This is a genomic window from Streptomyces sp. CNB091 (assembly GCF_000377965.1).
This window is the reverse complement of record NZ_KB898990.1, coordinates 741,515-764,732: the sequence shown is the minus strand read 5'-3', so window position 1 is coordinate 764,732 and position 23,218 is coordinate 741,515. Positions and strand designations below refer to the sequence as shown.

Genomic DNA, 23,218 nt, shown 5'->3' with positions numbered 1-23,218 from the left:
GGGCTCGGCTCCACTTGTCCGGTCAGGCCTTCCGGCATGTCACCCTCCTCATCCGCTGTCCTCCACTTCCGTTGACGCCGGTATCGATGCCGATGCCGATGCCGATGCCGGTGTCGATGCCGATGCCGGTGTCGACACCGATGTCGACGCCGACGCCGATGTCCGCGCCGATACCGCCACCGACGCGCCCCGTCCGCGTACGGCTCTCCGTCATCGCTCGTCCGCCCGTCGTCGCGCCACGACCATCAGCAGCCCGGCCCCCACGAAGGTGGTCAGGGCGCCGACCGGAAGGGTCAGCCGGTCCGTTTCGAGCGCGGTGGCCAGCAGCCGGGACAGCAGTTGGGCGGCGGCGTCCGCCCCGCACACCACCGCCGCACCGAGCAGCGCGGCACCCGGAAGGGTGATGCGCAGATCGGCCCCGAAGACGGCCAGCGCCACATGGGGCACCAGCAGCCCCACGAAGCCGAGCGCCCCCACGGCCGACACGGCGCCGGCCGTCAGCGCGACGGCGCACACGAGCGCCGCTCCCCGGCCCCAGCCGGTGGCCAGGCCCGCGGCAGAGGCCTGTTCGTCGCCGCAGCGCAACAAGGTCAGCGGCCCGGCGAGCAGCCAGGCCGCCGCGCCCCAGAAGGCGGCCCACGGCCAGAGCAGATTCCAGTGCTGCCACACCCGGCCCTCGGTGGAACCGATCAACCACTGGACGACGCTGCCGAGTTCGCCGGGGGCGACCAGGAGAACGACCGCGGTGAGCCCGGCCAGCACCGCCGACACGAGGACCCCGTAGACGGCTGTCTGTTCCGGGTCGCCCCGGTCCCGCCCGGCGAGCAGCCACAGCAGCCCCGCCCCGGCGAAGCCGCCGAGGCAGGCCGCCACGACCACGGCCGTGGGGGATTCCCAGCCCGCGAGGCCGAGGCCGGTCGCGGTGACAGCGCCGAGCACCGCACCGGGGGTGACGCCGGTGACCTCGGGCCCGGCCAGCGGGTTGCGCAGGGCCGACTGGAGTACGAGCCCGGCCACCCCGAGGCACGCCCCGGCGACCAGGGCCACCAGCAGCCGGGGCAACCGCAGTCGGAGCACGATGTGCTCGGCGGTGGGGTCGTCACCGCCGCCGAGCAGCACGGCCCGGACGCCCTCGGGGGTGACGCCCCGGCCGGCGAGCAGATCGGCGCAGGCCACCGCGGCGACGAGCAACGCCAGGCCGCCCATCCGGACGCCCGGTGCGCGCAGGACCCGACGGGACGGTCCGGGCACGGTGTCGATGAGCGTCATCGTTCCGCCTTCCGCAGGACGGGAGTGGGCAGGTCCGGCAGAGCCCCCGGCAGGGACGGGAGCACGGGCCCCCGGTCCCGGGCGGGCCGGCTCCCCCGCTTCAGCAGCACGACCCCGACCGGCACCCCGACCAGGGCGGTCCACGCGCCGACGGGCGTCTCGACCGGGGCGAGCGCCAGCCGGGCCGGCTGATCGGCACAGAGCACGACGATCGCGCCGCACACGGCGGACCTGACGAGCCACCCGGCCGCGCCGCCGTCCGGGCGGAGCCGGCGGGCGAGGTGGGGGGCGAGGAAGCCGACCCAGGCCACTGGTCCGCAGACCGCGACGACGGGGGCGATGAGGACGACGGCGATGCCCAGCGCGGCGACCCGCGCGCGTTCGACGCGTACGCCCAGCGCACGGGCGTCGTCGTCGCCGAGGCGCAGCACACCGAGCACCGGCACGCACAGCACCAGCGCCGGGACGGCCACGGCGAGCCAGGGCAGCAGACCGGTGACGTCGTCCCAGGTGCGGGCGGACAGACTGCCCAGCAGATAGCGGTAGATGAGCTGGAGGTCGAGCTGGTCGGCCATCACCATGAGCACCAGCAGTGCCGCCTGGAGCGCGGCGGCGACGGCGGCTCCGGTCAGCAGGACGGCCGAGGGGCTCCGCCCGAATCCGGCGGCGACCAGGGTGAGCAGACCGCCGAGCGCCGCCCCGGCCAGGGCGAGGAACGGTTGCAGTCCGAGGGGGACGGCCAGGGCCAGGACCAGCGGTGCGGCGACGCCCAGGGCGGCCCCGGAGGAGACGCCCAGCATCTCGGGGACGGCCAGCGGATTGCGCAGGGCCTCCTGGAGAACCAGGCCGGCCGCGCCCAGGCAGGCCCCGGCGATCAGGGCCAGCACCATGCGGGGCAGCCGGAGTTCGGTGACGACGAGCCCCGCGAGCCCGTCGGCACCCAGCGTGACCGGGAGCCTGGCGGGCGGGACGTACGGCGTGCCGAGGCTCAGCGCGCAGACCGCGCCCGCCAGGGCCGCCGCGCCCAGGCAGAGCGGCGCAACGGGCGGACGCCTCACCGCAGTGCGGCCGTCGCCTCGTCGAGGACGACGCCCAGCGAGCGGGTGCCGCGCCCCTTGGCCCACACCTCGGAGTCGACCTCGATGACCTTGCCGTTCCGCACGGCGGGGATGCGTGACCAGAGAGGGTTCTTCGCCAGCTTGTCGGAGAGCTTGCCGTCCGGGGCGCCGAACGACAGCGTTTCCACGAACAGGACGTCGACGTCCCGCGCCAGGATCTCCTCCAGGCTGTAACTGCCGTCGACGCCCCGGCTCTTCCAGGGGTAGTGGGAGATCTTCGGGAACAGCCCGGCCGCCACGTCGGTCTCCGGGGTGGCCACGCCGAAGTTCTCGTCGCTGCCGTAGACGATCAGCGCGGTCTTGTCGCTCTTCCTCTTCTCCGCCTGCGCCAGGCGGGTGCGGAAGGCCTTCTCCGCCTTCTCGCCCTGCTCGGTGCGGCCGGTGAGCGCGGCCAGGTCCCGCAGGTAGCCGACGCTGTCCTGCCAGGACCCGGGCTGGACCGGCCAGAACGTCGTGGCGCCCTTCAGCGCGGGCGCAAGCTTGCCGTGCGTGTCCTCCAGGCCGATCACCAGGTCGGGCCGGTGGGACAGGATCGCCTCGACCTCGGGGCTGAGGAAGCCGCCGGGCACCACCGGTATCTCAGCGGCCTTCTTCTCGCCCAGGAACTTCGGGTGCGCCAGCACCTGGGAGTTGGTGGCGGCGGGGGTCATGCCCAGCTCGACGAGGATGTCGTCGCAGAGGGCGACCAGGCAGACGATCTTCTCCGGCGGCTTCGGCAGGGAGACCGTGACGCCCTTGGCGTCGGTGATCCGGGTGGCCGCCTCGATGGGCCGCACCTCCGTGGTCGTGCGGGCGCCGGCCCCGTTCTCCGGAGCGACGGCCGGCCCCCCGGTGTCGGCCTCCCCGGTTCCGCAGCCGGCCAGCAGGCCTCCCAGTACGGCGATCGCGGCCCAGCGGCGGACTCTCAGCGCGGTTCGTGGCATCGACGGTCCCTCAACGTTCCTGTGCGGTCCCGGGGATGCGGCAGAGAAGGCGGCGGAGCCCCGGGAGCGATCCCCGCCACAAGCGGAAACCTTACACATGATTATCATTTCCAATAAAGTGCCGGGGTCCTCATCCGGTCCTCATCCGGTCCTCGCCGGAACACACCGGCCCCCGCCGCCCCCACGACCCCGCCGACCGCAGGAGTTCGCCATGCCGCAGTCCCCGCACCCCTCGCCCCACGCACCGCCGCGCCTGCTGGTCTCCGACCATGTCGCCGGCCGGATCAGCCTGTTGGACCTCCCGGACGGCACGGAGCGCGCCGAGCTGAACCACCGGCACCTCGCCGAGCACGCGGGGTTCCTCGCGCTGCCGGACGGCCTCACCGCCTGTGTGGACGACCGGGCGGGCGAGCTGCTGATCCTCGACCCCTACGGCCCCGGCGCCGGCCGGCCGCTGGTCCGGCGGCGCATACCGGTCGCGGTCCCCGCCGAGCACCTCGCGGCCGACCCGGGAGGGCGGCACCTCGCGGTGACCACCGGCCTCGGCCGCAACGAGGAGGCCTGGACGGGGCTTCTGACGGCCGTCGACCTCGACGCACCGGACGGCGCCGTCGCCGTACGTGTACGCGGGCGGACGGGCGAACCGGGGGTCACCGTCCTCGGCGGGCCGGCCTCGCTCGTGGTACTGCGCCACCGGGAGCCGGGCGAGCTACTGGTCCACCGGCACCGCGACCTGATGCGTTCGGCCCCCGCATGCCCTCCGGCGATCCCGGTCCGGCGGATCGCCCTGCCGGACGACGACGGGCACGGCGACGCGCACGACCCGCTCACCGGCCGGGTGTTCGCCGCCGCGGGGTCGGGGGTGCATCGCGCCCGGCGGGAGGGGGACGGCCTCGTCGGCGAGGCCCCCCTGCCCTGGTCCGCCGACGGACGCTCCGGCGGGCGCGGCTACTACCTGCGGCTCGACCCCGTGCGGCGGATGCTCTGGTCCTGCGTGCGCGGCGGACCGGGCGACCCCGGGCAGTGGCCGGAGTGGTCCAACGACGCCTGGTGGCACCACCTCGACAGCGGCGTCACGGGCCGGCTGGACCTGGGTCCCGGGCTGGTCTTCCGGCTCGCGGTGACCGCCCGCCACATCGCGTACACCCGTGTCCACCCGGACGGCGACGAACTCGTCCTGCTCACCGCGCCCCCGGTCGCCGGAGCCCGCCCGGAGGTCGCCGCGCGCCTGCCCCTGCCCGCCATGTCCGGTGCGCCACGGCCCGGCGGGACCCCCTGGGACGGCGTGCAGCGGCGGGCCGTCGCCGCCTCACCCGGCGGAGGCCTGGTCGCGGTCAGCCGGGGAGGCCATGGCGAGGTCCACGTCTTCGACGCGGACCGGGCGGCACCGCTCACGACCCTGACCGTCCCGACCCCCCTGGACGACGGCGGCCACCTCGCCCTGTTCACCCCCGGGGACGGGGCGGAGGCCGATCCGGTCGGCCGCTGAGGGACGCAGCGCGGGCGGGGGTTCGGCGCTACCGCCGGACCCCCACCCGCGCCCGCCGCTCAGACGATCGTCACCAGGAGGACTTGGTCACCCCCGGCAGGAACCCCGCGTGGGCCTGCTCACGCATCCGGACACGGGAGAGCCCGAACCTGCGCAGATACCCCCTGGGCCTGCCGTCGACGCTGTCACGGTTGCGCACCCGCGTGGCACTGGCGTCGCGCGGCTGCCGCCGCAACTCCTCGACGGCAGCGCTCCGTTCGAGCTCCGGCGTACCGGGCCGGCGGATGAACTCCTTCAGCTCGGCCCTGCGGGCGGCGTAGCGGTCGACGGTCTCCCGGCGCCGGTCGTTCCGCGCGATCTTGCTCTTCTTCGCCATCAGACCTTCCCGCCCCGCGCACGGATGCGCGCGACCGCGGCCTCGACGCCGATGCTGTCGACGGTCTTGATGGCCCGAGCGCTCAGCGTGAGGCGCACATAGCGGCCCTCGCCCGGCAGCCAGTACCGCTTGCGCTGGATGTTCGGGTCGAACCGTCGGGACGTCCGGCGGTGCGAGTGGGAGATGTTGTTGCCGAATCCCGGCTTGGAGCCGGTCAGTTGGCAGTGGGCGGACATGAAAAGTTACCTGCCTCTCCTTCGACGCCTCCATTATTGAAAATGGAAACCATTGCCATATAGTAGCGCCCATGGCTCGCAACGAAGTACGCCCGGTCATCAAGCTCCGCTCCACCGCGGGGACCGGCTACACCTACGTCACCCGCAAGAACCGGCGGAACGACCCCGACCGGATGGTGCTGCGCAAGTACGACCCGGTCGCCCGACGCCATGTCGACTTCCGCGAGGAGCGCTGAGGAGGGAAAGGCTCCGCCGCTCCGCCGCTCCGCCGCTCCCCCGCACACGCCCCGGACCCGACCCCTAGGACACCGTCATGAAGCCCGGAATCCACCCCTCGTACGGCCTCGTCGTCTTCCGCGACAAGGCCGCCGACTTCGCGTTCCTGACCCGCTCGACCATGACCAGCGACCGCACCGTCACCTGGGAGGACGGCAACACCTACCCGGTGGTCGACGTGGAGATCTCCTCCGCGAGCCACCCCTTCTACACCGGCACCGCCCGCGTGCTGGACACCGCCGGACGCGTCGAGCGCTTCGAACGCCGCTACGGGCGCGGTGAGGCCCGGTGAGCGACCACCGCACGAAACTGCCCGTCGTCATCGTCTGCGGCCTGCACTCCGAGGCCCGCCGCGAAGTGGTGGAAGGGCTGCTGCGGGACATCCCGTACAGCGTCGCGCTGCACCACGACCTGTCCACGGCCACCGGCGGGACCGTACGTCGCTCCCTGCGGGATTCCGGCGGTGAGCTGGATGCCGGCGAGACCCCGCTGGTGAACGCGTGCGCCTGCTGCGCGCTGCGCGAGGACCTCGTCCCCGAACTCGAACGCCTCGCGGGGGACGGACGGACCCGCCTCGCCGTCCTGGAGCTCTGGGACTCCGTCGAGCCGAAGTCCATGGCCGAGGTGATCGCCGCGCACACCACCGCCGCCGAGGTCACCAACGTGTTCGCGGCGGTCGACCCCACTCTGGTCCTGCCCTGCCTCTCCAACGGCGACGATCTGGCCGAGGCCGGTCTCGCGGCGGCTCCGGCCGACCGGCGGACCATCGGCGACACCTGGGCCCGGCAGGTGGAGTACGCACCCGTACTGGCCGTGGTGCCGAGCCCGGCGGCCGACGACGAGGACCGCGCCCTGATCCGGCAGCTGAACCCGACGGCCCGCCAGGCCGCCTCCGGGTCGGCCGAGTTGGCCCGGCTCGCCTTCGCGGGATTCGATGTGGAGGCGGCGGACGCGGGCCAGCACCCGGCCTGTGCGCTGCTTCCGCAGGAGGCCGACGAGGCCGGGGTGGGCACGCTCGTCTGGCGGCGGCACCGCCCCTTCCACCCCGAGCGCCTGCTCGACGCGCTGGAGGACCTGAGCTGCGCGGCGGCCCGCAGCCGGGGCCGGTTCTGGCTCGCCGACCGGCCCGACACCCTGCTCTCCTGGGATGCCGCGGGCGGCGCGCTCTGCGTGGAGAACACCGGCCCCTGGCTCGCCTCGCTCCCGGACGCCGCCTGGTCCATGGTGCCGCCCTACCGACGGGCGGCCGCCGCCCTGGACTGGCACCCGGAGCACGGCGACTGCTGCCAGCACCTGGTCTTCGTCTCCCCCGGCCTCGACCGCGACGGCCTGACCGGCCTGCTGGACTCCTGCCTGCTCACGGACGAGGAGTACGGCTCCGGCCGGGAGACCTGGAAAAGCCTGCCCGCCGCGTTCGACGCGCTCCTCGACCCGGTGCACTGACGCCCCGCCCCCGTCCCCCGCGACCCGAACGACCACCGACCGCACACCGAGCACGAAGGAAGCCCCATGGCACGTCAGCAGGACCCCCGCAAACCGCTCAAGAACCGGCCGAACCCCCTGGACGCCGCCAGGATCACGTACATCGACTACAAGGACACCGACCTGCTGCGGAGGTTCATCTCCGACCGAGGGAAGATCCGCAGCCGCCGGGTCACCCGGATCAGCGCCCGGCAGCAGCGGCAGATGGCCGCGGCCATCAAGAACGCCCGCGAGATGGCCCTGCTGCCCTACACCGGATCCGCGGCGGGCAAGTAGCACGCCGAGACGGCCGGGCGGTGCGGAGTCGCACCCCGTCATCCGGACGTCGGCGCGCCCCGGTGGATCAGAAGGCGAATACGGCGTTGTCGTTCATACTGCCCGCCATCTCGCAGGCATTGCCGTAGGCGGTACTGAACTGGACCCGCTCGCCCTGCCAGACGCCGTGGGCGGTCACGACGATCGGGTCCCACTGACGGGTACAGGTCCGGTTCGACGGACCGGCGGTCAGCTCGGAGAACTTCCCCTGAACCGCGGCCAGTTCCTTGCAGGCCGCAGCGGGAGTGGGGTGCGTCCCCTCAGCGGTGGGGGCGCAGGTGAGCGTCACTGCCCGCTCGACGGTGGCGGTCAGCGGGTCCTCGCCGCGGGCCACGGTGAGGACGAGCGCCGAGGGCGCGTAGAAGCTCTCCGTCCCCGTCGGCGCGGCCTGGGCGGTGGCGGTCGCGAATCCGCCGAGCAGAAGGGTGCCCGCCGTGACGGTTGCGAAGATCGTGTGAGGGTTGCGTCGCACGAGTGAAGACTCCTTGGCCGTATGCCTGATTGCGGTCAGGAGTCTTACGCATGCGGAAAGTAAGCGCACGTCGACGGCCAGCTTCCAGTCGGAGACGGGCGTTCGAGCCGACCGAATGATCATTCGGGCAGCTCAGACGCCTCGCACGATCCGTCCAGCATATGGACGAACTCCGGCGGTTCAACACAGAACTATCGCCTGACCTGCGGGTATACGAGAATCCATCGATGCGTCACATCGCCGCTTCGGCCGGAATGTACCGCCACCCGGGACCGCCGGACCCTTCCGGGACCGTCAACCGCCTCTCTCGACGACGACCGGCAGCCGGAAGGCGAACCACCCGAGGGTCACGCGGAGGACACAATTCCGAATCCCGCTTGACCAGGGCAATTTAGGTTAGGCTAACCTCACAGCCGTGATCGCTCCTGCCCTCGACCGAGAAGACCCACCGCCGCGTCGGCGCTCCGCGCCCGCTGCCGGTGCCACCGCCGCGCCCCCCGGCGTCGGGCCCGGCCCGGCCACTGCCTTCGTGGCCCCCGAACCCGATGCCGGACTCGACGCCCGCGACATGACGATCGCGTACGACCGTACCGACGTCGTGCACGGGGCCGACCTCCGGCTGGCGCGCGGTCGCGTCACCGCGCTCATCGGGCCGAACGGCAGTGGGAAGTCGACCCTGTTGCGTGCCGTGGCCCGGCTGCACAAGGCCCGCACCGGCAGTGTGACCGTGGCGGCCGGGGCCGAGGACGCCGCGCCTGTCGACGCCCTCGCCCTGTCACGCTCCGACTTCGCCCGCCGGGTCACCCTGCTCGCGCAGAGCCGGAACGCGCCGGCCGGCCTCAGCGTGCGCGACGTGGTCGGATTCGGCCGACACCCCTACCGGGGCCGGCTCCGGGGTACGGATCCGGACGGCGCCGGGATGGTCGAGCACGCGCTGGCCGTCACGAACCTCGCCGAGTTCGCCGACCGCGGGGTGGAGAGCCTGTCCGGCGGGCAGTTGCAGCGCGTCTGGTTCGCCTGCTGCCTGGCCCAGGACACCGACGTCCTCCTCCTCGACGAGCCGACCACCTATCTCGACCTGCGCTACCAGGTCGAGATCCTCGACCTGGTCCGCGACCTCGCCGACACCCACGGCGTCACCGTAGGGGTCGTGCTGCACGACCTGGACCAGGCCGCCGCCGTGGCCGACCAGGTCGTCCTCCTCTCCTCCGGGCGGATCGTCGCCGCGGGCACGCCCACGGAGGTGTACGCCCCCGAGCGGCTCAGCGACGCGTACGGCATCCGCATCGACGTCGAACCCGACTCCTCCACCGGCATCCCGCGCACCCGTGCGGTCGGCCGCCACCACCTTCGTTCCGAAAGGCCCTGAACACCCTCATGAAGAACCAGCACCTGACGTGGCCCGTCCTCGCCGCCGCGGCCGCGCTCGCCCTCACGGCCTGCGGCACCACCGAGGCGCCGAAGAAGGAGTCCGCGGGGGACAGCGCGGTGACGATCACGGACTCCCGCGGCAAGAAGATCACGCTCGACGGGCCGGCGACGCGTGTGGTCGGCACCGAGTGGAACGTCGTCGAGTCGCTCGTGACCCTCGGCGTCCAGCCGGTCGGCGTGGCCGACGTCAAGGGCTACACCGCGTACAACACCGCCGCGCCGCTCACCAAGGGCGTCAAGGACATAGGCACCCGGGGCGAGCCCAGCGTCGCCACCGTCGCCGGCCTCAAGCCCGACCTGATCATCGCCACCACCGACCTGTCCGACTCCGCCATCGCGCAGCTGTCCAAGGCCGCCCCGGTCGCCGTGGTGCGCTCGGCCGACGCGAGCCGGCAGATCGACCAGATGGTCGACACCGTCGAACTCATCGGCAAGGCCACCGGCAACGAGGACAAGGCCGAGTCCGAGGTCGACTCCTTCCGCAAGGCGGTCGCCGACGGGAAGAAGAAGCTCGCGGACGCCGGTCTCGGCGGCGAGAAGGTCGCCTTCGCCGACGGCTGGCAGGAGGGCAACCAGGTCTCCGTCCGCCCGTACGTCAAGGGCTCGCTGCTCTCCGACGTGAACACCGAACTCGGCCTCGTCGACCCGTGGAAGCTGAAGGGCGACGCGGCCTACGGCCTGGCGGCGACCGATGTCGAGGGCCTCACGAAGATCGGCGACGCGCGGTTCGCGTACATCGCCAACGACTCCGACGGCGGCGACCCGTTCGCCGACGGCCTCAAGGACAACGCGGTGTGGCAGTCCCTGCCGTTCGTCAAGGACGACGAGGTCCACCGGCTGCCCGACGGCATCTGGATGTTCGGCGGCACCGCGTCGATGCGCGAGTACATCGACGCCCTCGTCGGCGCGCTGACCGCCTGACGATGAGCACACGCACCACAACCGCCCCGCCCGCCCCCGTGAAGACCGGGGCGGGCGCGGCCGGTCCGGCCGGGGCCGAGCCCCCGGTGGCGGCCGGCCCGTCGGCCCGTCGCGGCCGGATGTTCCTCCTCGCGGTCGCGGGGATCGTCGCGCTGGCCGCACTCGCGATCGTGCACGTGGGCCAGGGCACCGCCGCCGTCGATCTGCACACGCTCTGGCAGTTGGCCACCGGGGCCGCCTCCGACCGGAGTGCCGACGAGCAGACGGCCGCCGTCGTCCTGGACTCCCGGCTGCCCCGGCTCGCCGCGGGGCTCCTCGTCGGCTGCGCGCTCGGCGCGGCGGGCGCGGCCCTCCAGTCGGTGTCGCGCAACATGCTGGCCTCCCCCGACACGCTCGCCGTCAACGCGGGCGCGTACCTCGCGGTGGTCGCCGTCGCCGCGTTCGGCATCACGCTGCCCGCGCTGCCGGCCGGGGCCACGGCGTTCCTCGGCGGGCTGCTGGCGGCAGGCGTCGTCCTCGGCCTGTCCCGGGCGGGGGCCGGACCGATCCGGCTGGTGCTGGCGGGTTCGGCGCTCACCCTCGCCCTGTCCGGGCTGAGCGGGATGCTGCTGCTCCTGCGCTCCCAGCAGACGACCGGGCTGTTCGCCTGGGGCAATGGTTCGCTCGCCCAGATCGGCATGCAGTCCATCGACCGGCTCGCCCCGGTCGCGCTCGTGGCGTTCGCCGGACTGATGCTGCTCGGCAGGCGACTGGACATCCTCGCCCTCGGCGACGACGGCGCCGCGGTCGTGGGCGTGAGCCCCCGGCTGACGCGCAGCACCGCCGTCGTCCTCGCGGTGCTGCTGGCGGCGGTGTCCGTGGCGGTCGCGGGGCCGGTCGGCTTCGTCGGCCTGTGCGCGCCCGCCGTGGTCCGGCTGCTCAGCACGTGGATCCCGGGCCTGGTCCGGCACCACGCGTTCATCCCCGCGTCGGCGCTCGCGGGTGTGCTGGTCGTGCTCGGCGCGGATGTGCTGCTGCGCGCGGTGTTCGGCGCCCAGGCGGGTGCCGAGGTGCCCACCGGCATCGTCACGACCTGCTTCGGCGCGCTCGTCCTGATCGTCCTGGCCTACCGGTCGCGCGACATGGGCACGGACAGCGGCTCGACGGCGTTCGCCCGGCTGCGCAGCCGGCGGGCGTTCGTCCTCACGCTGGTGGCGACGGTCGTGGGGCTGCTCGGCGCGGTGGTGGCGGCGACGCTCTTCGGCGACGCGACGCTGCTCCTGGGCGATGTGGGCAACTGGCTCACCGGCCGGGCGGGGCAGTTTGTCGGTTACGTCCTCGACACGCGGGTCCCCCGGGTCGCCGCGGCCCTGCTGGCCGGTGCGGCGCTGGCCGTCGCGGGCGCCGTCGTCCAGGCGGTGTCGCGCAACCCGCTGGCGGAGCCGGGCGTCCTCGGCGTCGTCAGCGGGGCTGGGGTCGGGGCGGTCGCCGTCCTCACCGTCGTGCCGCTGGCGAGCTTCTGGCTGATCGGCGGCTCAGCGCTGGCCGGTGCGACGGCCGCCGCGGCGCTGGTGTTCGGACTCGCCGCACGCCGCGGGCTGGAACAGAACCGCCTGGTCCTCATCGGCATCGGCGTCCAGGCCGGTGCGGGCGCGTTCGTGAGTCTGCTGATCGTGCTCACCGACCCGCACAACGAGACGAAGGCGCTGGCCTGGCTCGGCGGTTCGACGTACGGGCGGACGCTCCCCGAGCTGGTCCCGGTGCTGGTGGGTCTGGTCGTCGCGCTGCCCGTCCTGGCGTTGCTGCGCCGCGAGCTGGACCTGATCGGGCTGGACGACGAGACGCCCGCCCTGCTCGGTGTGCGGATCGGCGCCACCCGGCTGGCGCTGCTGAGTCTGGCCGTCCTGCTGACGGCGGGAGCCGTGGCGGCGGTCGGCGTGATCGGATTCGTCGGCCTCGTCGCCCCGCACGCGGCACGTGCTCTGGTGGGCCGCGGTCATGTGCGGGTGATACCGGTGAGTGCGCTGCTCGGCGCACTGCTGGTGGTCGTGTCGGACCTGGTCGGCCGGGCGGTCATCGCCCCGGCGCAGATCCCGGTCGGACTGCTGACGGCCGTGATCGGCGCCCCGTACTTCATCTGGCTGCTCTGGCGGTCGCGGCGCGAGGGGTGAGCGCGGAGCTGTCCCGGTTCCGGAGCCGCGCGGTCGACGACCGCGCGGCTCTGGCGTTTCCCCGGGAAGGGTGGTCAGCAGGGCCCTCGGTCAGACGTGGGAAAGGAGGTCGTCCAGCGGTTCCGGCAGGCGTGCGAGGTCCAGTGCGTCCGTGAGCGCTCGCGCGTAGTGCTCCTTGCGGCCGCCGATGGTCCCCATGAAACGCCGCAACTGCGCCTCGACCGTCCGCTCCCGCTGGGCGGGCTGGCGTTGGAAGATCCGGAAGGTGCGCAGGTCTCCCTGGTCGTCGATGACCTGCTGGACGCCGTCCGTGCCGAGCGCCCGGATCAGTTCGTCCTCCAGGTCGGCGTGGCAGGTGAAGAAGCCCAGCGCCGCCAGTTCGCCGGGGGTCCGGGCGGTGCCGAAGCCGGTCCGCTCCAGGCCCTGGACGAAGAAGCGCTGCTCCGCCGCGTCGCACAGGCCCGCCGGCCGGGTGTCGAGCCCGTCGGGCCCCAGCAGGCGCAGATAGCGGGTGATGCTGGTGGCGCCCCCGAGCGGCACGACCACGACGCCCTCGGCGCTCAGGGTGCGCCCCTGGCGTTCGGCGAGGGCCTCGACCGCCGCCCGGTCGCTGACGCCCTCGACGAGCACCACGGTGCGCAGGCTCAGGTCGGCCGCCAGCGCACGGGCGGCCCCGGCCTCGGCGGGCGCGGGCGCCTCCGCGTCGCCCGCGGCCCAGGAGACGACCGTCTGCCGCAAGCGCGTCGCTGTGTCCACGGAGCCAGTCTCGCACCGTGATCGGCGGTGACGGCAAGGGTTCTCCGGTCGGCCGACGAGGGCTGTCCCCGGGTACGTCAGCGGGGTGCGGGAGGTCTGTGCGCCAGGTACAGGCCGACGCCGAGGGCGAGTGCCAGGACACAGCCGGCGAAGGTCAGTCCGGCGTTCCTCAGTCCGATGCCCAGGGTGAGGGCGCCGACGCCGACCACGGGCAGGGAGATGCCGAGGTAGGCGATGACGAAGAAGGCGGACACGGTCGCCGCCCGGTGCTCGGCCGGCGCGGCGGCGCTGATCGCCGTCACCGCGCCCCGGAACGCGAGCCCCTGGCCGAGGCCGCCGCACAGCGCACCGGCGATGAGCAGGGGAAGCGAGGTGAAGAGCAACGAGGCGCCCACCAGGAGAAGGCCCCCGACCAGGACGAAGCAGCCGCCGGGCAGGGCCCGCCGTTCGCCGACCCGCCCCATGAGGGCCTGCCCGGCCGTCGAGGCGAGGAAGACGGAGAAGACGACGAGTCCCGTCAGGGCCAGGTTATGCACGTCGAGCGTCTCGGCCACGAACGCGGGGGCGACCGCGGTGAAGAGGCCCAGCAGGGAGAACCCGGCGAAGGCGGCCAGCGCCGAGGTGGCGAACACGCCGCGCATCGCGGGCGGGACGGCCAGGCCCTGGGGCCGCACCCGTACTCCCCGTACCCGGGCGGAAGCGACCGGCTCGGGAAGGAACCAGGTCAGTACGGCGGCCACGGCGATCAGCACCAGGTGCACGGCGAAGGGCAGCCGCAGGGGCCAGGGGGCGTACTCGGCGAGCAGCCCGGACAGCAGCGGGCCGCACCCCAGGCCGCCCATGTTCGCGGCGGTCGCGGCCAGCCCCGCCCGGGCCGCGCGTCCCGGCGGGGCCAGTTCCATCACGGTGACCGTCGCCGCGCCGCTCAGCAGTCCGGCGGCGAACCCGGAGAGGAGACGTCCGGCGAAGAGGGCGGGGAGCCCGCCCTCGAAGAGGAAACAGAAGGCACTGGCCGCCGAGAAGCCCAGGGCGGCCAGGAGGACGGGCCGCCGCCCCGTCTCGTCGGAGACGTTCCCGACGAGCAGCAGGGTGGCGATCACGCCCAGGGCGTAGACGGCGAACACCACGGTCACCATCAGCTCGGAGAAGCCGAGCTCTTCCCGGTAGAGGCCGTAGAGCGGTGTGGGGAGCGTGGTGCCCGCCATGCCGATGGCGAAGACGGCCGCCGCGGCGGGGTAACCGAGGCGATTCACGCGGTGCGCGGAGCCGGGCGTCCGGCTCATGCGTCGGACGGAGGGTCCGTCGGGGCGGCGGAGGTGATGTGGGTGAGCACGCACAGCCAGCGGCCGTCGCGCCGGACGAAGACGTCCGTGACCCATTCGTCGGCGTCGAAGCGGCGGCCATCGTAGTGGGCCGTGTTCGTCATCCGCGCGGTGACCGTGGCGGTGTCCTGGTGGACGCGGACCCTCGACGGGCTGATGGCCCGCATCGCCGAGTGGGTCAGGTCGCCGGACGCCACGTAACCGAGGAACGCTTCCCGGTCCGTGATGCCGGACTCGGAGACGATGATCCAGTCGTCCGCCATGAAGGCCCTGATCCGCGGCACGTCGTTCGAGACGATCGCGGCGGACCACTCCTCCACCAGGGCGACGAGCCGGGCCTGTACCGCAGGGTCCTGGGCGTCGGCGTCGGCGTCGTTCGGCGGCGGCCCGGATCCGGCTCCGCTGTCTTCCATTGTTCGAGCGTAGCCGCGGGGTACGCGGGTCGCAGTTCATGGGCGGCCGGGCGGGGGCCGCCCATGAACGGAACGGGCCCGGGGCGGGTACGGGGCGGGTACGGGGCCTGCGGTTCCGTGCGCTACGCGGGCGGGCCTCCTTCGACAGCGGCGGTCGGGCCCTCGGGGTCCTGGCCCGTCGGTGGGCCGGGCAGCTCGCGGCAGCGGACCATGAAGGACCGCTCGAAGACGATGACGGTCTCCCCCGTCGACTTGGTGCCGGTCGTCTCCACCGTGATGATGCCCTGCCCCGGCCGGGACCGGGACAGCCGCTTATCGAGGATGCGGCTCGTCGCATAGAGGGTGTCGCCGACGAAGACGGGGCTCTTCAGACGGACCCTGTCCCAGCCCAGGTTGGCCACCGCCCGCGCCGACAGCGCCTGCACGGTCATCCCGCCGACCAGGCACAGCGTGATGCCGCTGTTGACCAGGACCCTTCCGTACTCGGCGCCGGCGCCGTAGTGCTGGTCGAAGTGGAGCGGGTGCTGATTCATCGTCAGCAGGGTCAGCCAGGTGTTGTCGGCCTCGGAGAGGGTACGGCCCGGCCAGTGTCGGATCACCATGCCCGGTTCAAAGTCCTCGTAGTCCCCGCCGTGCTCCTCGACGTACTCGTTGTCCTTGACGTGACGCAGGGTCATGCGGCATCTCTCCGGTGATGTCACTCGATCAGGGGCGGCGCGGGCGGGCGCGCCGGTACGCGGGGCGGGGCGTGAGCGGTGCTGCGGTCAGATCGCCACCATCACGTTGTCGGAGCTGCTCGTTCCGCCCCGGACGCTGACGATCCCGGCGGAGCCGTCGCCGAAGAACCGGCAGAACAGCCCGGCCGGCCGGCCGCCGAAGATCAGGGGCCCCAGCACCGGGGCGACATCGGCGTCGTACGGCTCGTCGACCCCGTCGGCGATCAGCGATACCCGGCAGGTCCCCGGCTCCACGAACTCCTGCACCACGCTGGTGCGGCCCTGGACGGCCTCGCCGACGGCCGACTCCCACGCGGCCTGTTCGGCTTCGCGGCCGATGGTCACCTGTTGTCCGCTCTCCCCGAGCGCGGCCTTGAGCACCAGCCGCTCACGGTTCTTCAGGACGAACGGCACCAGGTCGACCTGCCGTCCCTCGCGGTCGGTCCTGCGCTCGGAGAGGATCCGCGTCCACGGCAGGTACCGCGCGATGAGCCCGCGCTCGCCCTCGGTCATCCAGGGCCGGCCCTCCGACAGGAGCCCCATGGTGAGCTTGCTGTGCAGGAACGTCGATGTCTGGGTGCCCACCAGCAGGCAGCCGTGGTCCAGGGCGTCCTGGACCGGAGTGGTGTCGAGCCCCGCGTCGAGCCAGTCCGGAATGGTGAAGTTGCGCAGTCCCACCGGATAGCGCAGGTGCGGGGCGCAGTCCCACGCCTCGGGCAGCTCCTCCGGTTCGAAGAAGCGTGCGGTCAGGCCGTGGCTGTTGTAGTAGTCGGCCTCCATCTCGAAGTACCGTCGCTCCACGCCGGTCACCCGGGCGCTGCCGACGACGGCCACCCTCGGCGCCACCGCCGTCTCCGCGCTGAGCGACCGGAACATCTCGGCGCGTACGGCGAACGGGCTCGGCGACCGGAACGGGGCCCGGCCCTCCTCGTCGGCGTGCAGCGCGCGCCACACCGCCAGACGGCTCTGGGTCTCCACCACGCCACCGAGCGCGCCGCTGACGTTGAACTCCAGGAACTGCGGCCCGTCGGGCCCGATGACGAGATCCGGGCGGACCACGGAGTCGGCGTACCGCTCCTCGACGAACGGGTCCCGCGTCCACAGCCGGTCCTCGGTGGCGGGCATCGCGTAGGCGGTCAGCCGGTCGGCGGTGGTGTGCCCGCTCTCCAGGGCGGCACGGCGCAGCAGATCGACCAGCGCGACGCTCACCCGGAAGATCTCGGCGTAGGACGCGCGCGGGATCGCCAGCGGCGCCGCGGGAAGAACCTTCTGGTACGGCCAGCCGGTGTCCCGCAGTTCGTGCCGCAGCATCCGCCGGATCGCGTCGGCCGACGCGGCGGGCCTCAGCCGGTGGCGGCCGAACCACGGGTGCCCGTGGCCCGGACCGAGGTCCTCATGCGTGTCCATCCGGCGCTTCCTCCTCTGTCGGCGGGACGGCGGCCGGGCCGCCGGTTGTCTGCTCGGCCGTACGGTGCTCCTCGAACAGCGCCACCGCGGCGGCGGTGTCCTCGATGGCCATGCCGACCGTCCGCAGGACCGTGGTCCGGCCGGTGACGTCGACCGCGCCGCTCACCAGGCCGCCCAGTTCGTACAGGTCCCCGGCCTTGATCAGGCCGCCGGCCAGTGCGGCCCGGATCTCACCCGCGCCGTCCAGCGCCGCGGTCCGGTCCTCGACGACGGTCACGGCGTCGGCCAGCAGGGCGGGGGCGAGCTCGACGGCGTCCGGGTGGGTTCCGCCGATCACGTTCACATGCGCCCCGGGGGCCACCCAGTCCGCCTCCACCACGGGGGTGCCGTCGTCGGTCGAGGTGGCCGTACAGATGATCGCCGCGTCGGTGACGGCGTCCCTCGCGGTGGCGCAGACGGTCACGTGGACGGGCTGTGGTGCGGTGTCGCGGATCCAGTCGGCGAACTTCTCGGCCCCGGCGCGCGTGCGCGAGTGCAGGCGGAGGTGACGGATCGGGCGGACCGCCGTCACCGCCCGGAAGAGGGCGCGTGCCTGGACCCCCGCGCCGATCACCGCCAGGTCGTCGGCGTCGTCGGGCGTGCAGGAGCGGGTCGCCAGTGCGGCGACGGCGCCGGTGCGGACGGCGGTGAGCTCGGCGCCGTCCAGGAGGGCGGTGATCTGCCCGGTCTCCAGGTCGGTGAGCGCGACGATCCCGTGGATCAGCGGCAGCCCGCGTACCGGGTTGTCGGGGGTGAGCGTGGTGACCTTGACGCTGCCCACCGCGCGCCGCTCCCAGACGGCCGGGCTGACCAGGAGGACGCGCCGGTCGCCGTGTTCGAGCACCGTGCGGGCCGGGGATCGGGTGCGGCCGGCGGCCAGGTCGACGAACATCTCGCCGAGTACGTCGACCACGCGGAGCATCCGCCGGGTTCCGGCCATGTCGGCGGCCCGGACCATCACCGGCGCGCTCACGCGGTTCCTCCGGCGCGGCCGAACCGGCTCGTCCAGGCGTCCTCGCGCGCCACGGTGGTGCGGGCCAGCCGGGCGAACGGCGGGCCGACCATGTTGCCCTCCAGGACGGCGACCCCGCCGTCGGCCGCCGCGACGGCCTCCACCACTCGACGCGCCTGTCCCAGCTGTTCGGGGCGGGGCCGCAGGAGGCGGTTGATCACGTCGAGTTCGCCCGGGTGCACCGTCGCCTTGCCGTGGAAGCCGAGCGCCCGCGCCCGGGTGGTCTCCTCGGTGAGGACCGCCGGTTCGGCGAGCCGGTAGTTGGCGGTGTCGACGCACGCCGTGCCGTACCGGGCGCAGGCCATCGCCATCGCCTGCCGGGCGGCCAGCATGGCCTCCCAGCTGATGTCGACACCGAGTGTGGCGGCCAGGTCGGCCGAGCCGAGCACCAGGCCGTCGGCACAGCGCGCGATGGAGTCGATGCGGGTGACCGCCTCGACCGTCTCCACCGTCGCGTAGACCTCGGGGGACGCGCCCGCCGAGGCCAGCATCCGGCGCAGCAGGTCGACCTCGTCCGCCGAGGTCACCATCGTCATCAGGACGATGCCGGGCCGCACCGGGCCCTCGGCCAGCATCGACACGTCCTGGACCCCCGCGAGGCTGCCGAGCTCGTTCATCCGCACGGCGACGTCGGCCGGTCTCGGAGTCTTCTCCAGCGCGGCCCGGCAGACCGTGCGGGCGGCCTCCTTGTCGGCGGGCGGTACGGAGTCCTCCAGGTCGATCAGGTGGACGTCCGCGTCGTAGGACCAGGCCTTCATCACCTTTTCCGGCGACAGGGCCGGCGTGTAGAGGATGGAGCGCGGGATCGCCCTTGCCGCCCCGGTCACCGGTTCACCGCCCCGGAGGGTGCGGCCGCCGGGCGCGCCCCGGCCTCGGTCAGCGCGGTGCAGAGCCGCTTGATCTGGTCCGCGCTCTGGCCGGCCCGCAGCATCACCCGCAGTCCGGCGGTACCGCGTGCGACGATCGGGAAGAACACCGGTGAGGTGTAGAACCCGGCCGCGAAGACCTGTTTGGCGGCCTCGACGACCGTGTCGTCGCTCATCGGCACCACCCGGATCGGGTAGGTGCCCTCGGCCTGCTCGGTCAGGACGAGCGAGTCGAACAGCGCGATGTTGGACCGCAGACGCTCCTGCAGCCGGGTGAGTTCCTCGGTGCGGTGGATCTCGGCCGAGGCGAGTGCCGCGCCGACCGCGGCGGCGTTCATCTTCTGCGAGTAGCCCAGCGGGCCCGCGAACCGTTCGACGATCCGGCGCGTCTCCTCGGGGTAGCCGTCGAGGAGGACCGCCGTGCCTCCGGCTCCGAAGCCCTTGGTCAGGGTCGCCACGGTGATGGTCCGCTCGTCGAGCACCGGGGAGTGGGTGCGTACGTAGCCGATGCCGCGTTCGCCGTACGCGGACAGCGAGTGCGAGTCGTCGTAGAAGACCAGGAGGTTGTACTTCTCCTGCAGTTCGGCCAGCTCCTCGACGGGCGCGTAGCCTCCGAGACTGTCCGAGCCGTCCACCACGTAGCAGACGCGTTCGTAGGTCCGGCACATGTCCTCGACGAAGTCGAGGTCGTGGTGGCCGCAGGTGACGACCTCGCTCTCGTCGGCACAGCTCGGCTTGGCGTTGCCCAGGGAGACGTGGGCGTTCTTGTCGAAGACCATCAGCGGCTTGACGCCGTTGCCGAGGTGTCCCGAGGCGATCATCGGCAGCAGACCGGTGCTGGCCGCCGCGGTGGAGATCGCGCTGATCACCATCGCGCCGAACAGCTCGCCCAGCGACTCCTCCAGCTCCAGCAGCACCGGTGTCTGGACGCGGGTGCGCGGGATGCAGTGGTCGAGCACCCCGAAGCGCCGCAGCGAGGCGACCGCGCCGTCGATGACCTTGGGGTGGGTGTCCAGGTCCAGGTAGGAGCAGACGGTGAAGTTGACGAATTCATGCCCGTCGGGCATGTGGAACACGCCGTCCTCCAGGTCGCCGACGATGCCGGCGACCCCGTTCTCGTAGGACTGGTTCCAGAAGGCGTTGCCGATCCCGATGAGTTTGTCGTTGTTGCGGTACCGGTGGGTGGGGGTGATGGTCCTGCGCTCGCTCATCGGGAGTTCTCCTCGGTGGGCTTGTAGCTGTAGACGCCCTTGAGCCTCCGGTAGGCGTACGTGTACAGGGCGACGCCGAGCACGTGCGGCCTGCGGAGGATCTTCTTGGACTTGAGCCAGAAGTTGACGTTGATGTTCATCTCGTCAAGCGACTCGGCCTGGTGCCACCAGCCGAGCGGCAGGTAGAGCATGTGGCCCGGTTCGAGGACGAAGTCGCGGCGTCGGGCGAGCTTGGCCGCGAGCCTCGGGTAGCGCGCCAGGTCGACGTCGTCGAGGTCGACCACGTTCGACTTGTCGCCGAACCCGCGCAGGACCGACCTCGGGTAGTAGGCCCGAACGCCCGGTGGAGCGATGATGAACCGCTTGCGGCCTTCCAGCGCGATGTTGAAGTTCTCGAACTCGTCGAAGTGGTTCTTGGTGAAGACGCCCCGGTGGCTGATCCACAGGTTGGCCGCGTACAGGCTGTCGCCGTAGCCGAAGAACTCCTCGGCGTCGAAGCCGATGACGGCGTTCACGTCGGCCGGACTGCTGCGGATGTTCGACACCACCCGGTGCCAGGTGTCCGTGCTGGTCAGGTGCCGCTCGTCCGCGAAGAAGTCGCGGAGCTTGATGTCCCGTGTCTCCCAGCGGCCCGGGTGGTTCTTGTCGCCCGGCTCGGTGAACAGGGTGACGGTCATCTCGGCCAGGCGCGCGGCTACTTCGTCCCGTCCGAGTCCCTGCACGCCGGCGGGCAGCTTGATCACCACGGGGCGGTCGGCCCGGTACAGCCCCCGGGGGCCCACGGCCAGGAACTCGTCGAACGACATACGGGTGATCTCGACCCCCGCTGTCCCGTTCTCCCCGGGCACAGCTTCCGGAACTGCCATGTCGCTGGTCCTCCTCTCTTCGCCGGGTCTCATTCCGCGTCAGCCGTCGGTCCCGCGGCCGACGCCGGGTCTCATGCCGCGTCAGCCGTCGGTCCCGCGGGCGCTCAACTCCGCCACCACGTCCACGATCAGGTCCTCCTGCCCGGCGATGGCCTGCCGTCGGCCGAGTTCGAAGAAGACTTCGCGCGGGTCCACGCCCGCGGCTCCGGAGAGTTCGACGACCCGGTGCTTGAAGCCGGAGAAGACTCCGGCCAGACCGCTGACGATGCTCATCGAGGCGGTCACCGGTGGTGCCGGCATGAGTTCGCGCTCGGCGAGGTCGGCGGCGTCCAGCAGCGCGTACAGGTCGATGCCCGTGGCGAAACCGCTCCGCTCCAGCACCGGCACGAGCACTTCGAGCTGGGTGTTGCCCGCCCCGGCTCCGAAGCCACGGGCGCAGCCGTCGATGATCAGGGCGCCGGCGTCGGCGGCGGCCACCGAGTTGGCGACGGCCATACCGAGGTTGTTGTGCCCGTGGAAGATCACCGGGACGGCGCCGACCGCCTCGACGATGGCGCCGATCCGCGCGGTGACGTCGGGAGGGAGGAAGTGCCCCGCGGAGTCCATGATCCCCACACCCTGCGCCCCGTATCCGACGGCCCGTGCGGCCTGCTCGGCCAGCTCGTCGGGGGAGGCCATATGGCTCATCATCAGGACGCAGTGGGCTTCGGCGCCCGCGTCCCGCAGGAAGCCCAGATGGTGTTCGGCCAAGGACGCCTCGGTGGCGTGCACGCCGACGCGGAAGACGTCGACCCCGTGGGCGATCGCCCGCCGCAGGTCGTCGGAGGTGCCCCAGCCGGGCAGCATGAAGGTGCCCAGCCGGCTGTGGCTCAGCGCCTCGCGGACCGTCGAGAGCATCTCGTCGTCGGTCGCCGCGGCAAGCCCCACCTGCAACGAGGAGGCGCCCAGACCGTTGCCGTGGCCGACCTCCACCACCGGGATCCGCGCCGCGTCCGCCGCCTCCGCGTAGCGGCGCAGTGCGGTCAGGCCGAGCTGGTGGCGGACGGCGTGCTGACCGTCGCGCAACGTCGGGTCGTGGATCACCACCTGTTTCACGGCGACACCCCCGTCCGGGACGCCCGGTCCGGCCGGGCCGCGTACTGCTCGGCGACCATGACGGCGGCGGCGTTGATGATGTCGAGGTTCCCCGCGTGCGGCGGCAGGACCTCGCTGTGCGCCGTGACCTTGAGGACGATCGTCACCAGGTCGTCGACGGCGGTGCAGGCGACGACCTCGTACCCGGGGGCGAACGACCGTACCTGCTCGGCCGCCCGGTCGACCACCGCTCGCACCGCGGTCGCGTCGGCGTCGGGCACCCGGGCGTGGACGACGGTGCGGAAGGTGGCCGGCGGCACCGCCGGGCTGATGTTGAGGATCACCTTGACGTCACTCACGCCGGAGAACGTCGTCACGGCGTGACCGGTGGCCGTCACGTACTCGTCGAGGTTCAGCCTGGTCGCGCGGCCGGCCACGTCACTCGCCACGGTCGACACGACCTCCAGGTACGTCACCGGGAACCGGGCCGCGAGCGCGTGCACGACCGGAACGGACGCCTGGCCTCCGCAGCTGATCAGATTGACGTTGCGCGCGGCCTCGGCCGCGACCCCGGTCACGGTGGGCGCCACCATCTGCCCGACCTTGCTGGGGGTCAGGTCGATCACCAGCGTCCCGAGCGGCTCCAGCAGCGGCCAGTGGTCCCGGTGGGACGCGGCGCTGGTGGCGTCGAAGACGACGTCGAACGGGGTCGGCGCCGCCAGTACGGCCACGATGCCCGCGGCGGTGGTGGCGCAGCCGAGGCTCTCGGCGTACCGCAGGCCCGCCGACTCCGGATTGCGCCCGGCGACCAGTCGGCAGTCCAGCCCGGGCGACCGGTCGATCTTGCTGACCAGGTCCCGCCCGATCGCCCCGGTGCCGATGACGGCGACCGTCACCATCTCGACGATGCCCGGGCGGGCGTTCGTCAGGCCCGCCGCGAGACTCAACGGATGCCTCCGGGGCGCCGGAGGCGGGGGGCCGGCGGATGATGTGAGTGGCGACGGCGGGCGCCGGCCGTCCGGCTCGCCGCGTCGGGTCCGTAGGTTCTCATGAACGTTGTTCCCACCCTTCCATCTGC

At 72.8% G+C, this 23,218-nt stretch carries 26 protein-coding genes; 8 read left to right on the top strand and 18 right to left on the bottom strand.

Annotated features, from left to right (window positions below):
• Positions 1–22: 22 nt before the first annotated feature.
• Genes D581_RS01000000136775 through D581_RS0103240 form a run of 4 tightly spaced genes read right to left on the bottom strand, consistent with a single transcriptional unit; the run spans position 23 to position 3,310 of the window.
• Positions 23–214 carry a hypothetical protein gene (locus D581_RS01000000136775; protein ID WP_018955795.1) on the bottom strand — a complete coding sequence of 64 codons (192 nt, stop codon included), beginning with the start codon at positions 212–214 and terminating at the stop codon, positions 23–25.
• Positions 211–1,269 (bottom strand): iron ABC transporter permease, encoded by a 1,059-nt coding sequence (locus D581_RS0103250; RefSeq protein ID WP_018955794.1) that lies wholly within the window; start codon positions 1,267–1,269, stop codon positions 211–213. Before D581_RS0103250 ends, D581_RS01000000136775 begins: the two co-directional genes overlap by 4 nt.
• Positions 1,266–2,327 (bottom strand): iron ABC transporter permease, encoded by a 1,062-nt coding sequence (locus D581_RS0103245; RefSeq protein ID WP_018955793.1) that lies wholly within the window; start codon positions 2,325–2,327, stop codon positions 1,266–1,268. Before D581_RS0103245 ends, D581_RS0103250 begins: the two co-directional genes overlap by 4 nt.
• The gene (locus D581_RS0103240) at positions 2,324–3,310 is read right to left on the bottom strand and encodes an ABC transporter substrate-binding protein (RefSeq protein ID WP_018955792.1); all 987 of its coding nucleotides are present in this window, start codon (positions 3,308–3,310) and stop codon (positions 2,324–2,326) included. The genes D581_RS0103245 and D581_RS0103240 overlap by 4 nt, the downstream gene beginning before the upstream one ends.
• Before the next feature lie 211 nt (positions 3,311–3,521).
• On the opposite strand from D581_RS0103240, the gene D581_RS0103235 reads away from it, so the two are divergent.
• Entirely contained in the window at positions 3,522–4,799 is a 1,278-nt protein-coding gene (locus D581_RS0103235; RefSeq protein WP_018955791.1) for a hypothetical protein, read from the top strand.
• A gap of 70 nt (positions 4,800–4,869) precedes the next feature.
• Here D581_RS0103235 and rpsN read toward each other — a convergent pair whose 3' ends face one another.
• Both rpsN and rpmB read right to left on the bottom strand, forming a co-directional pair.
• Positions 4,870–5,175 (bottom strand): 30S ribosomal protein S14, encoded by a 306-nt coding sequence (gene rpsN / locus D581_RS0103230; RefSeq protein ID WP_018955790.1) that lies wholly within the window; start codon positions 5,173–5,175, stop codon positions 4,870–4,872.
• The gene (gene rpmB, locus D581_RS0103225; RefSeq protein WP_007449717.1) at positions 5,175–5,411 is read right to left on the bottom strand and encodes a 50S ribosomal protein L28; all 237 of its coding nucleotides are present in this window, start codon (positions 5,409–5,411) and stop codon (positions 5,175–5,177) included. The genes rpsN and rpmB overlap by 1 nt, the downstream gene beginning before the upstream one ends.
• A gap of 71 nt (positions 5,412–5,482) precedes the next feature.
• On the opposite strand from rpmB, the gene rpmG reads away from it, so the two are divergent.
• The 4 genes from rpmG to rpsR all read left to right on the top strand — a co-directional run bounded on the left by rpmG (position 5,483) and on the right by rpsR (position 7,445).
• Positions 5,483–5,647, top strand: a complete 165-nt coding sequence (gene rpmG / locus D581_RS0103220) for a 50S ribosomal protein L33 (protein ID WP_003964410.1) — start codon at positions 5,483–5,485, stop codon at positions 5,645–5,647.
• 77 nt (positions 5,648–5,724) lie between these two features.
• Positions 5,725–5,979 carry a type B 50S ribosomal protein L31 gene (locus D581_RS0103215; RefSeq protein ID WP_018955789.1) on the top strand — a complete coding sequence of 85 codons (255 nt, stop codon included), beginning with the start codon at positions 5,725–5,727 and terminating at the stop codon, positions 5,977–5,979.
• On the top strand, positions 5,976–7,130 hold the full coding sequence (locus D581_RS0103210) for a CobW family GTP-binding protein (RefSeq protein ID WP_018955788.1): 1,155 nt from the start codon (positions 5,976–5,978) through the stop codon (positions 7,128–7,130). Before D581_RS0103215 ends, D581_RS0103210 begins: the two co-directional genes overlap by 4 nt.
• Positions 7,131–7,196: 66 nt before the next feature.
• On the top strand, positions 7,197–7,445 hold the full coding sequence (rpsR, locus tag D581_RS0103205; RefSeq protein WP_018955787.1) for a 30S ribosomal protein S18: 249 nt from the start codon (positions 7,197–7,199) through the stop codon (positions 7,443–7,445).
• Between the two features lie 67 nt (positions 7,446–7,512).
• Here the strand turns inward: rpsR and D581_RS0103200 are convergent, their stop codons facing one another.
• A complete protein-coding gene (locus tag D581_RS0103200; RefSeq protein WP_018955786.1) occupies positions 7,513–7,956 on the bottom strand; it encodes a subtilase-type protease inhibitor in 444 nt (147 codons plus the stop codon).
• A gap of 415 nt (positions 7,957–8,371) precedes the next feature.
• On the opposite strand from D581_RS0103200, the gene D581_RS0103195 reads away from it, so the two are divergent.
• Genes D581_RS0103195 through D581_RS0103185 form a run of 3 tightly spaced genes read left to right on the top strand, consistent with a single transcriptional unit; the run spans position 8,372 to position 12,458 of the window.
• Complete coding sequence (locus tag D581_RS0103195; protein ID WP_026290147.1) at positions 8,372–9,325, top strand: ABC transporter ATP-binding protein; 954 nt, start codon at positions 8,372–8,374, stop codon at positions 9,323–9,325.
• An 8-nt stretch (positions 9,326–9,333) separates the two neighbouring features.
• Complete coding sequence (locus tag D581_RS0103190) at positions 9,334–10,308, top strand: iron-siderophore ABC transporter substrate-binding protein (RefSeq protein WP_018955784.1); 975 nt, start codon at positions 9,334–9,336, stop codon at positions 10,306–10,308.
• A 2-nt stretch (positions 10,309–10,310) separates the two neighbouring features.
• Complete coding sequence (locus D581_RS0103185) at positions 10,311–12,458, top strand: iron ABC transporter permease (RefSeq protein ID WP_032752461.1); 2,148 nt, start codon at positions 10,311–10,313, stop codon at positions 12,456–12,458.
• Positions 12,459–12,548: 90 nt separating this feature from the next.
• Here the strand turns inward: D581_RS0103185 and D581_RS0103180 are convergent, their stop codons facing one another.
• From D581_RS0103180 to D581_RS0103130, 11 genes are all read right to left on the bottom strand, one after another.
• On the bottom strand, positions 12,549–13,214 hold the full coding sequence (locus D581_RS0103180) for an ATP-dependent endonuclease (protein ID WP_026290146.1): 666 nt from the start codon (positions 13,212–13,214) through the stop codon (positions 12,549–12,551).
• A gap of 77 nt (positions 13,215–13,291) precedes the next feature.
• Positions 13,292–14,497: an MFS transporter gene (locus D581_RS0103175; protein ID WP_018955781.1), complete on the bottom strand. Its 1,206-nt coding sequence runs from the start codon at positions 14,495–14,497 to the stop codon at positions 13,292–13,294.
• Positions 14,494–14,949: a nuclear transport factor 2 family protein gene (locus tag D581_RS0103170; protein WP_018955780.1), complete on the bottom strand. Its 456-nt coding sequence runs from the start codon at positions 14,947–14,949 to the stop codon at positions 14,494–14,496. Before D581_RS0103170 ends, D581_RS0103175 begins: the two co-directional genes overlap by 4 nt.
• 122 nt (positions 14,950–15,071) lie before the next feature.
• Positions 15,072–15,626 carry a MaoC family dehydratase gene (locus D581_RS0103165; RefSeq protein WP_018955779.1) on the bottom strand — a complete coding sequence of 185 codons (555 nt, stop codon included), beginning with the start codon at positions 15,624–15,626 and terminating at the stop codon, positions 15,072–15,074.
• Between the two features lie 87 nt (positions 15,627–15,713).
• On the bottom strand, positions 15,714–17,072 hold the full coding sequence (locus tag D581_RS0103160; protein ID WP_018955778.1) for a hypothetical protein: 1,359 nt from the start codon (positions 17,070–17,072) through the stop codon (positions 15,714–15,716).
• Entirely contained in the window at positions 17,059–18,084 is a 1,026-nt protein-coding gene (locus D581_RS0103155) for an ornithine cyclodeaminase family protein (RefSeq protein WP_018955777.1), read from the bottom strand. The genes D581_RS0103160 and D581_RS0103155 overlap by 14 nt, the downstream gene beginning before the upstream one ends.
• On the bottom strand, positions 18,081–18,950 hold the full coding sequence (locus D581_RS0103150) for an HpcH/HpaI aldolase/citrate lyase family protein (RefSeq protein WP_026290145.1): 870 nt from the start codon (positions 18,948–18,950) through the stop codon (positions 18,081–18,083). Before D581_RS0103150 ends, D581_RS0103155 begins: the two co-directional genes overlap by 4 nt.
• Positions 18,947–20,200, bottom strand: coding sequence for an 8-amino-7-oxononanoate synthase family protein (locus D581_RS0103145; RefSeq protein WP_018955775.1), 1,254 nt, complete (start codon positions 20,198–20,200; stop codon positions 18,947–18,949). Before D581_RS0103145 ends, D581_RS0103150 begins: the two co-directional genes overlap by 4 nt.
• Positions 20,197–21,066 (bottom strand): cupin-like domain-containing protein, encoded by an 870-nt coding sequence (locus D581_RS0103140; protein ID WP_199787764.1) that lies wholly within the window; start codon positions 21,064–21,066, stop codon positions 20,197–20,199. Before D581_RS0103140 ends, D581_RS0103145 begins: the two co-directional genes overlap by 4 nt.
• A gap of 81 nt (positions 21,067–21,147) precedes the next feature.
• A complete protein-coding gene (gene dmpG, locus D581_RS0103135) occupies positions 21,148–22,161 on the bottom strand; it encodes a 4-hydroxy-2-oxovalerate aldolase (RefSeq protein ID WP_018955773.1) in 1,014 nt (337 codons plus the stop codon).
• The gene (locus D581_RS0103130) at positions 22,158–23,087 is read right to left on the bottom strand and encodes an acetaldehyde dehydrogenase (acetylating) (protein WP_018955772.1); all 930 of its coding nucleotides are present in this window, start codon (positions 23,085–23,087) and stop codon (positions 22,158–22,160) included. The genes dmpG and D581_RS0103130 overlap by 4 nt, the downstream gene beginning before the upstream one ends.
• Positions 23,088–23,218: the final 131 nt, after the last annotated feature.

Excerpts from the sequence above, each read along its gene's own strand:
- D581_RS01000000136775 (WP_018955795.1), bottom strand. The coding sequence starts at position 214 with ATGACGGAGAGCCGTACGCGGACGGGGCGCGTCGGTGGCGGTATCGGC.
- D581_RS0103250 (WP_018955794.1), bottom strand. The coding sequence starts at position 1,269 with ATGACGCTCATCGACACCGTGCCCGGACCGTCCCGTCGGGTCCTGCGC.
- D581_RS0103240 (WP_018955792.1), bottom strand. The coding sequence starts at position 3,310 with ATGCCACGAACCGCGCTGAGAGTCCGCCGCTGGGCCGCGATCGCCGTA.
- D581_RS0103235 (WP_018955791.1), top strand. The coding sequence starts at position 3,522 with ATGCCGCAGTCCCCGCACCCCTCGCCCCACGCACCGCCGCGCCTGCTG.
- rpsN (WP_018955790.1), bottom strand. The coding sequence starts at position 5,175 with ATGGCGAAGAAGAGCAAGATCGCGCGGAACGACCGGCGCCGGGAGACC.
- rpmB (WP_007449717.1), bottom strand. The coding sequence starts at position 5,411 with ATGTCCGCCCACTGCCAACTGACCGGCTCCAAGCCGGGATTCGGCAAC.
- rpmG (WP_003964410.1), top strand. The coding sequence starts at position 5,483 with ATGGCTCGCAACGAAGTACGCCCGGTCATCAAGCTCCGCTCCACCGCG.
- D581_RS0103215 (WP_018955789.1), top strand. The coding sequence starts at position 5,725 with ATGAAGCCCGGAATCCACCCCTCGTACGGCCTCGTCGTCTTCCGCGAC.
- rpsR (WP_018955787.1), top strand. The coding sequence starts at position 7,197 with ATGGCACGTCAGCAGGACCCCCGCAAACCGCTCAAGAACCGGCCGAAC.
- D581_RS0103190 (WP_018955784.1), top strand. The coding sequence starts at position 9,334 with ATGAAGAACCAGCACCTGACGTGGCCCGTCCTCGCCGCCGCGGCCGCG.
- D581_RS0103185 (WP_032752461.1), top strand. The coding sequence starts at position 10,311 with ATGAGCACACGCACCACAACCGCCCCGCCCGCCCCCGTGAAGACCGGG.
- D581_RS0103175 (WP_018955781.1), bottom strand. The coding sequence starts at position 14,497 with ATGAGCCGGACGCCCGGCTCCGCGCACCGCGTGAATCGCCTCGGTTAC.
- D581_RS0103170 (WP_018955780.1), bottom strand. The coding sequence starts at position 14,949 with ATGGAAGACAGCGGAGCCGGATCCGGGCCGCCGCCGAACGACGCCGAC.
- D581_RS0103165 (WP_018955779.1), bottom strand. The coding sequence starts at position 15,626 with ATGACCCTGCGTCACGTCAAGGACAACGAGTACGTCGAGGAGCACGGC.
- D581_RS0103160 (WP_018955778.1), bottom strand. The coding sequence starts at position 17,072 with ATGGACACGCATGAGGACCTCGGTCCGGGCCACGGGCACCCGTGGTTC.
- D581_RS0103145 (WP_018955775.1), bottom strand. The coding sequence starts at position 20,200 with ATGAGCGAGCGCAGGACCATCACCCCCACCCACCGGTACCGCAACAAC.
- D581_RS0103140 (WP_199787764.1), bottom strand. The coding sequence starts at position 21,066 with ATGGCAGTTCCGGAAGCTGTGCCCGGGGAGAACGGGACAGCGGGGGTC.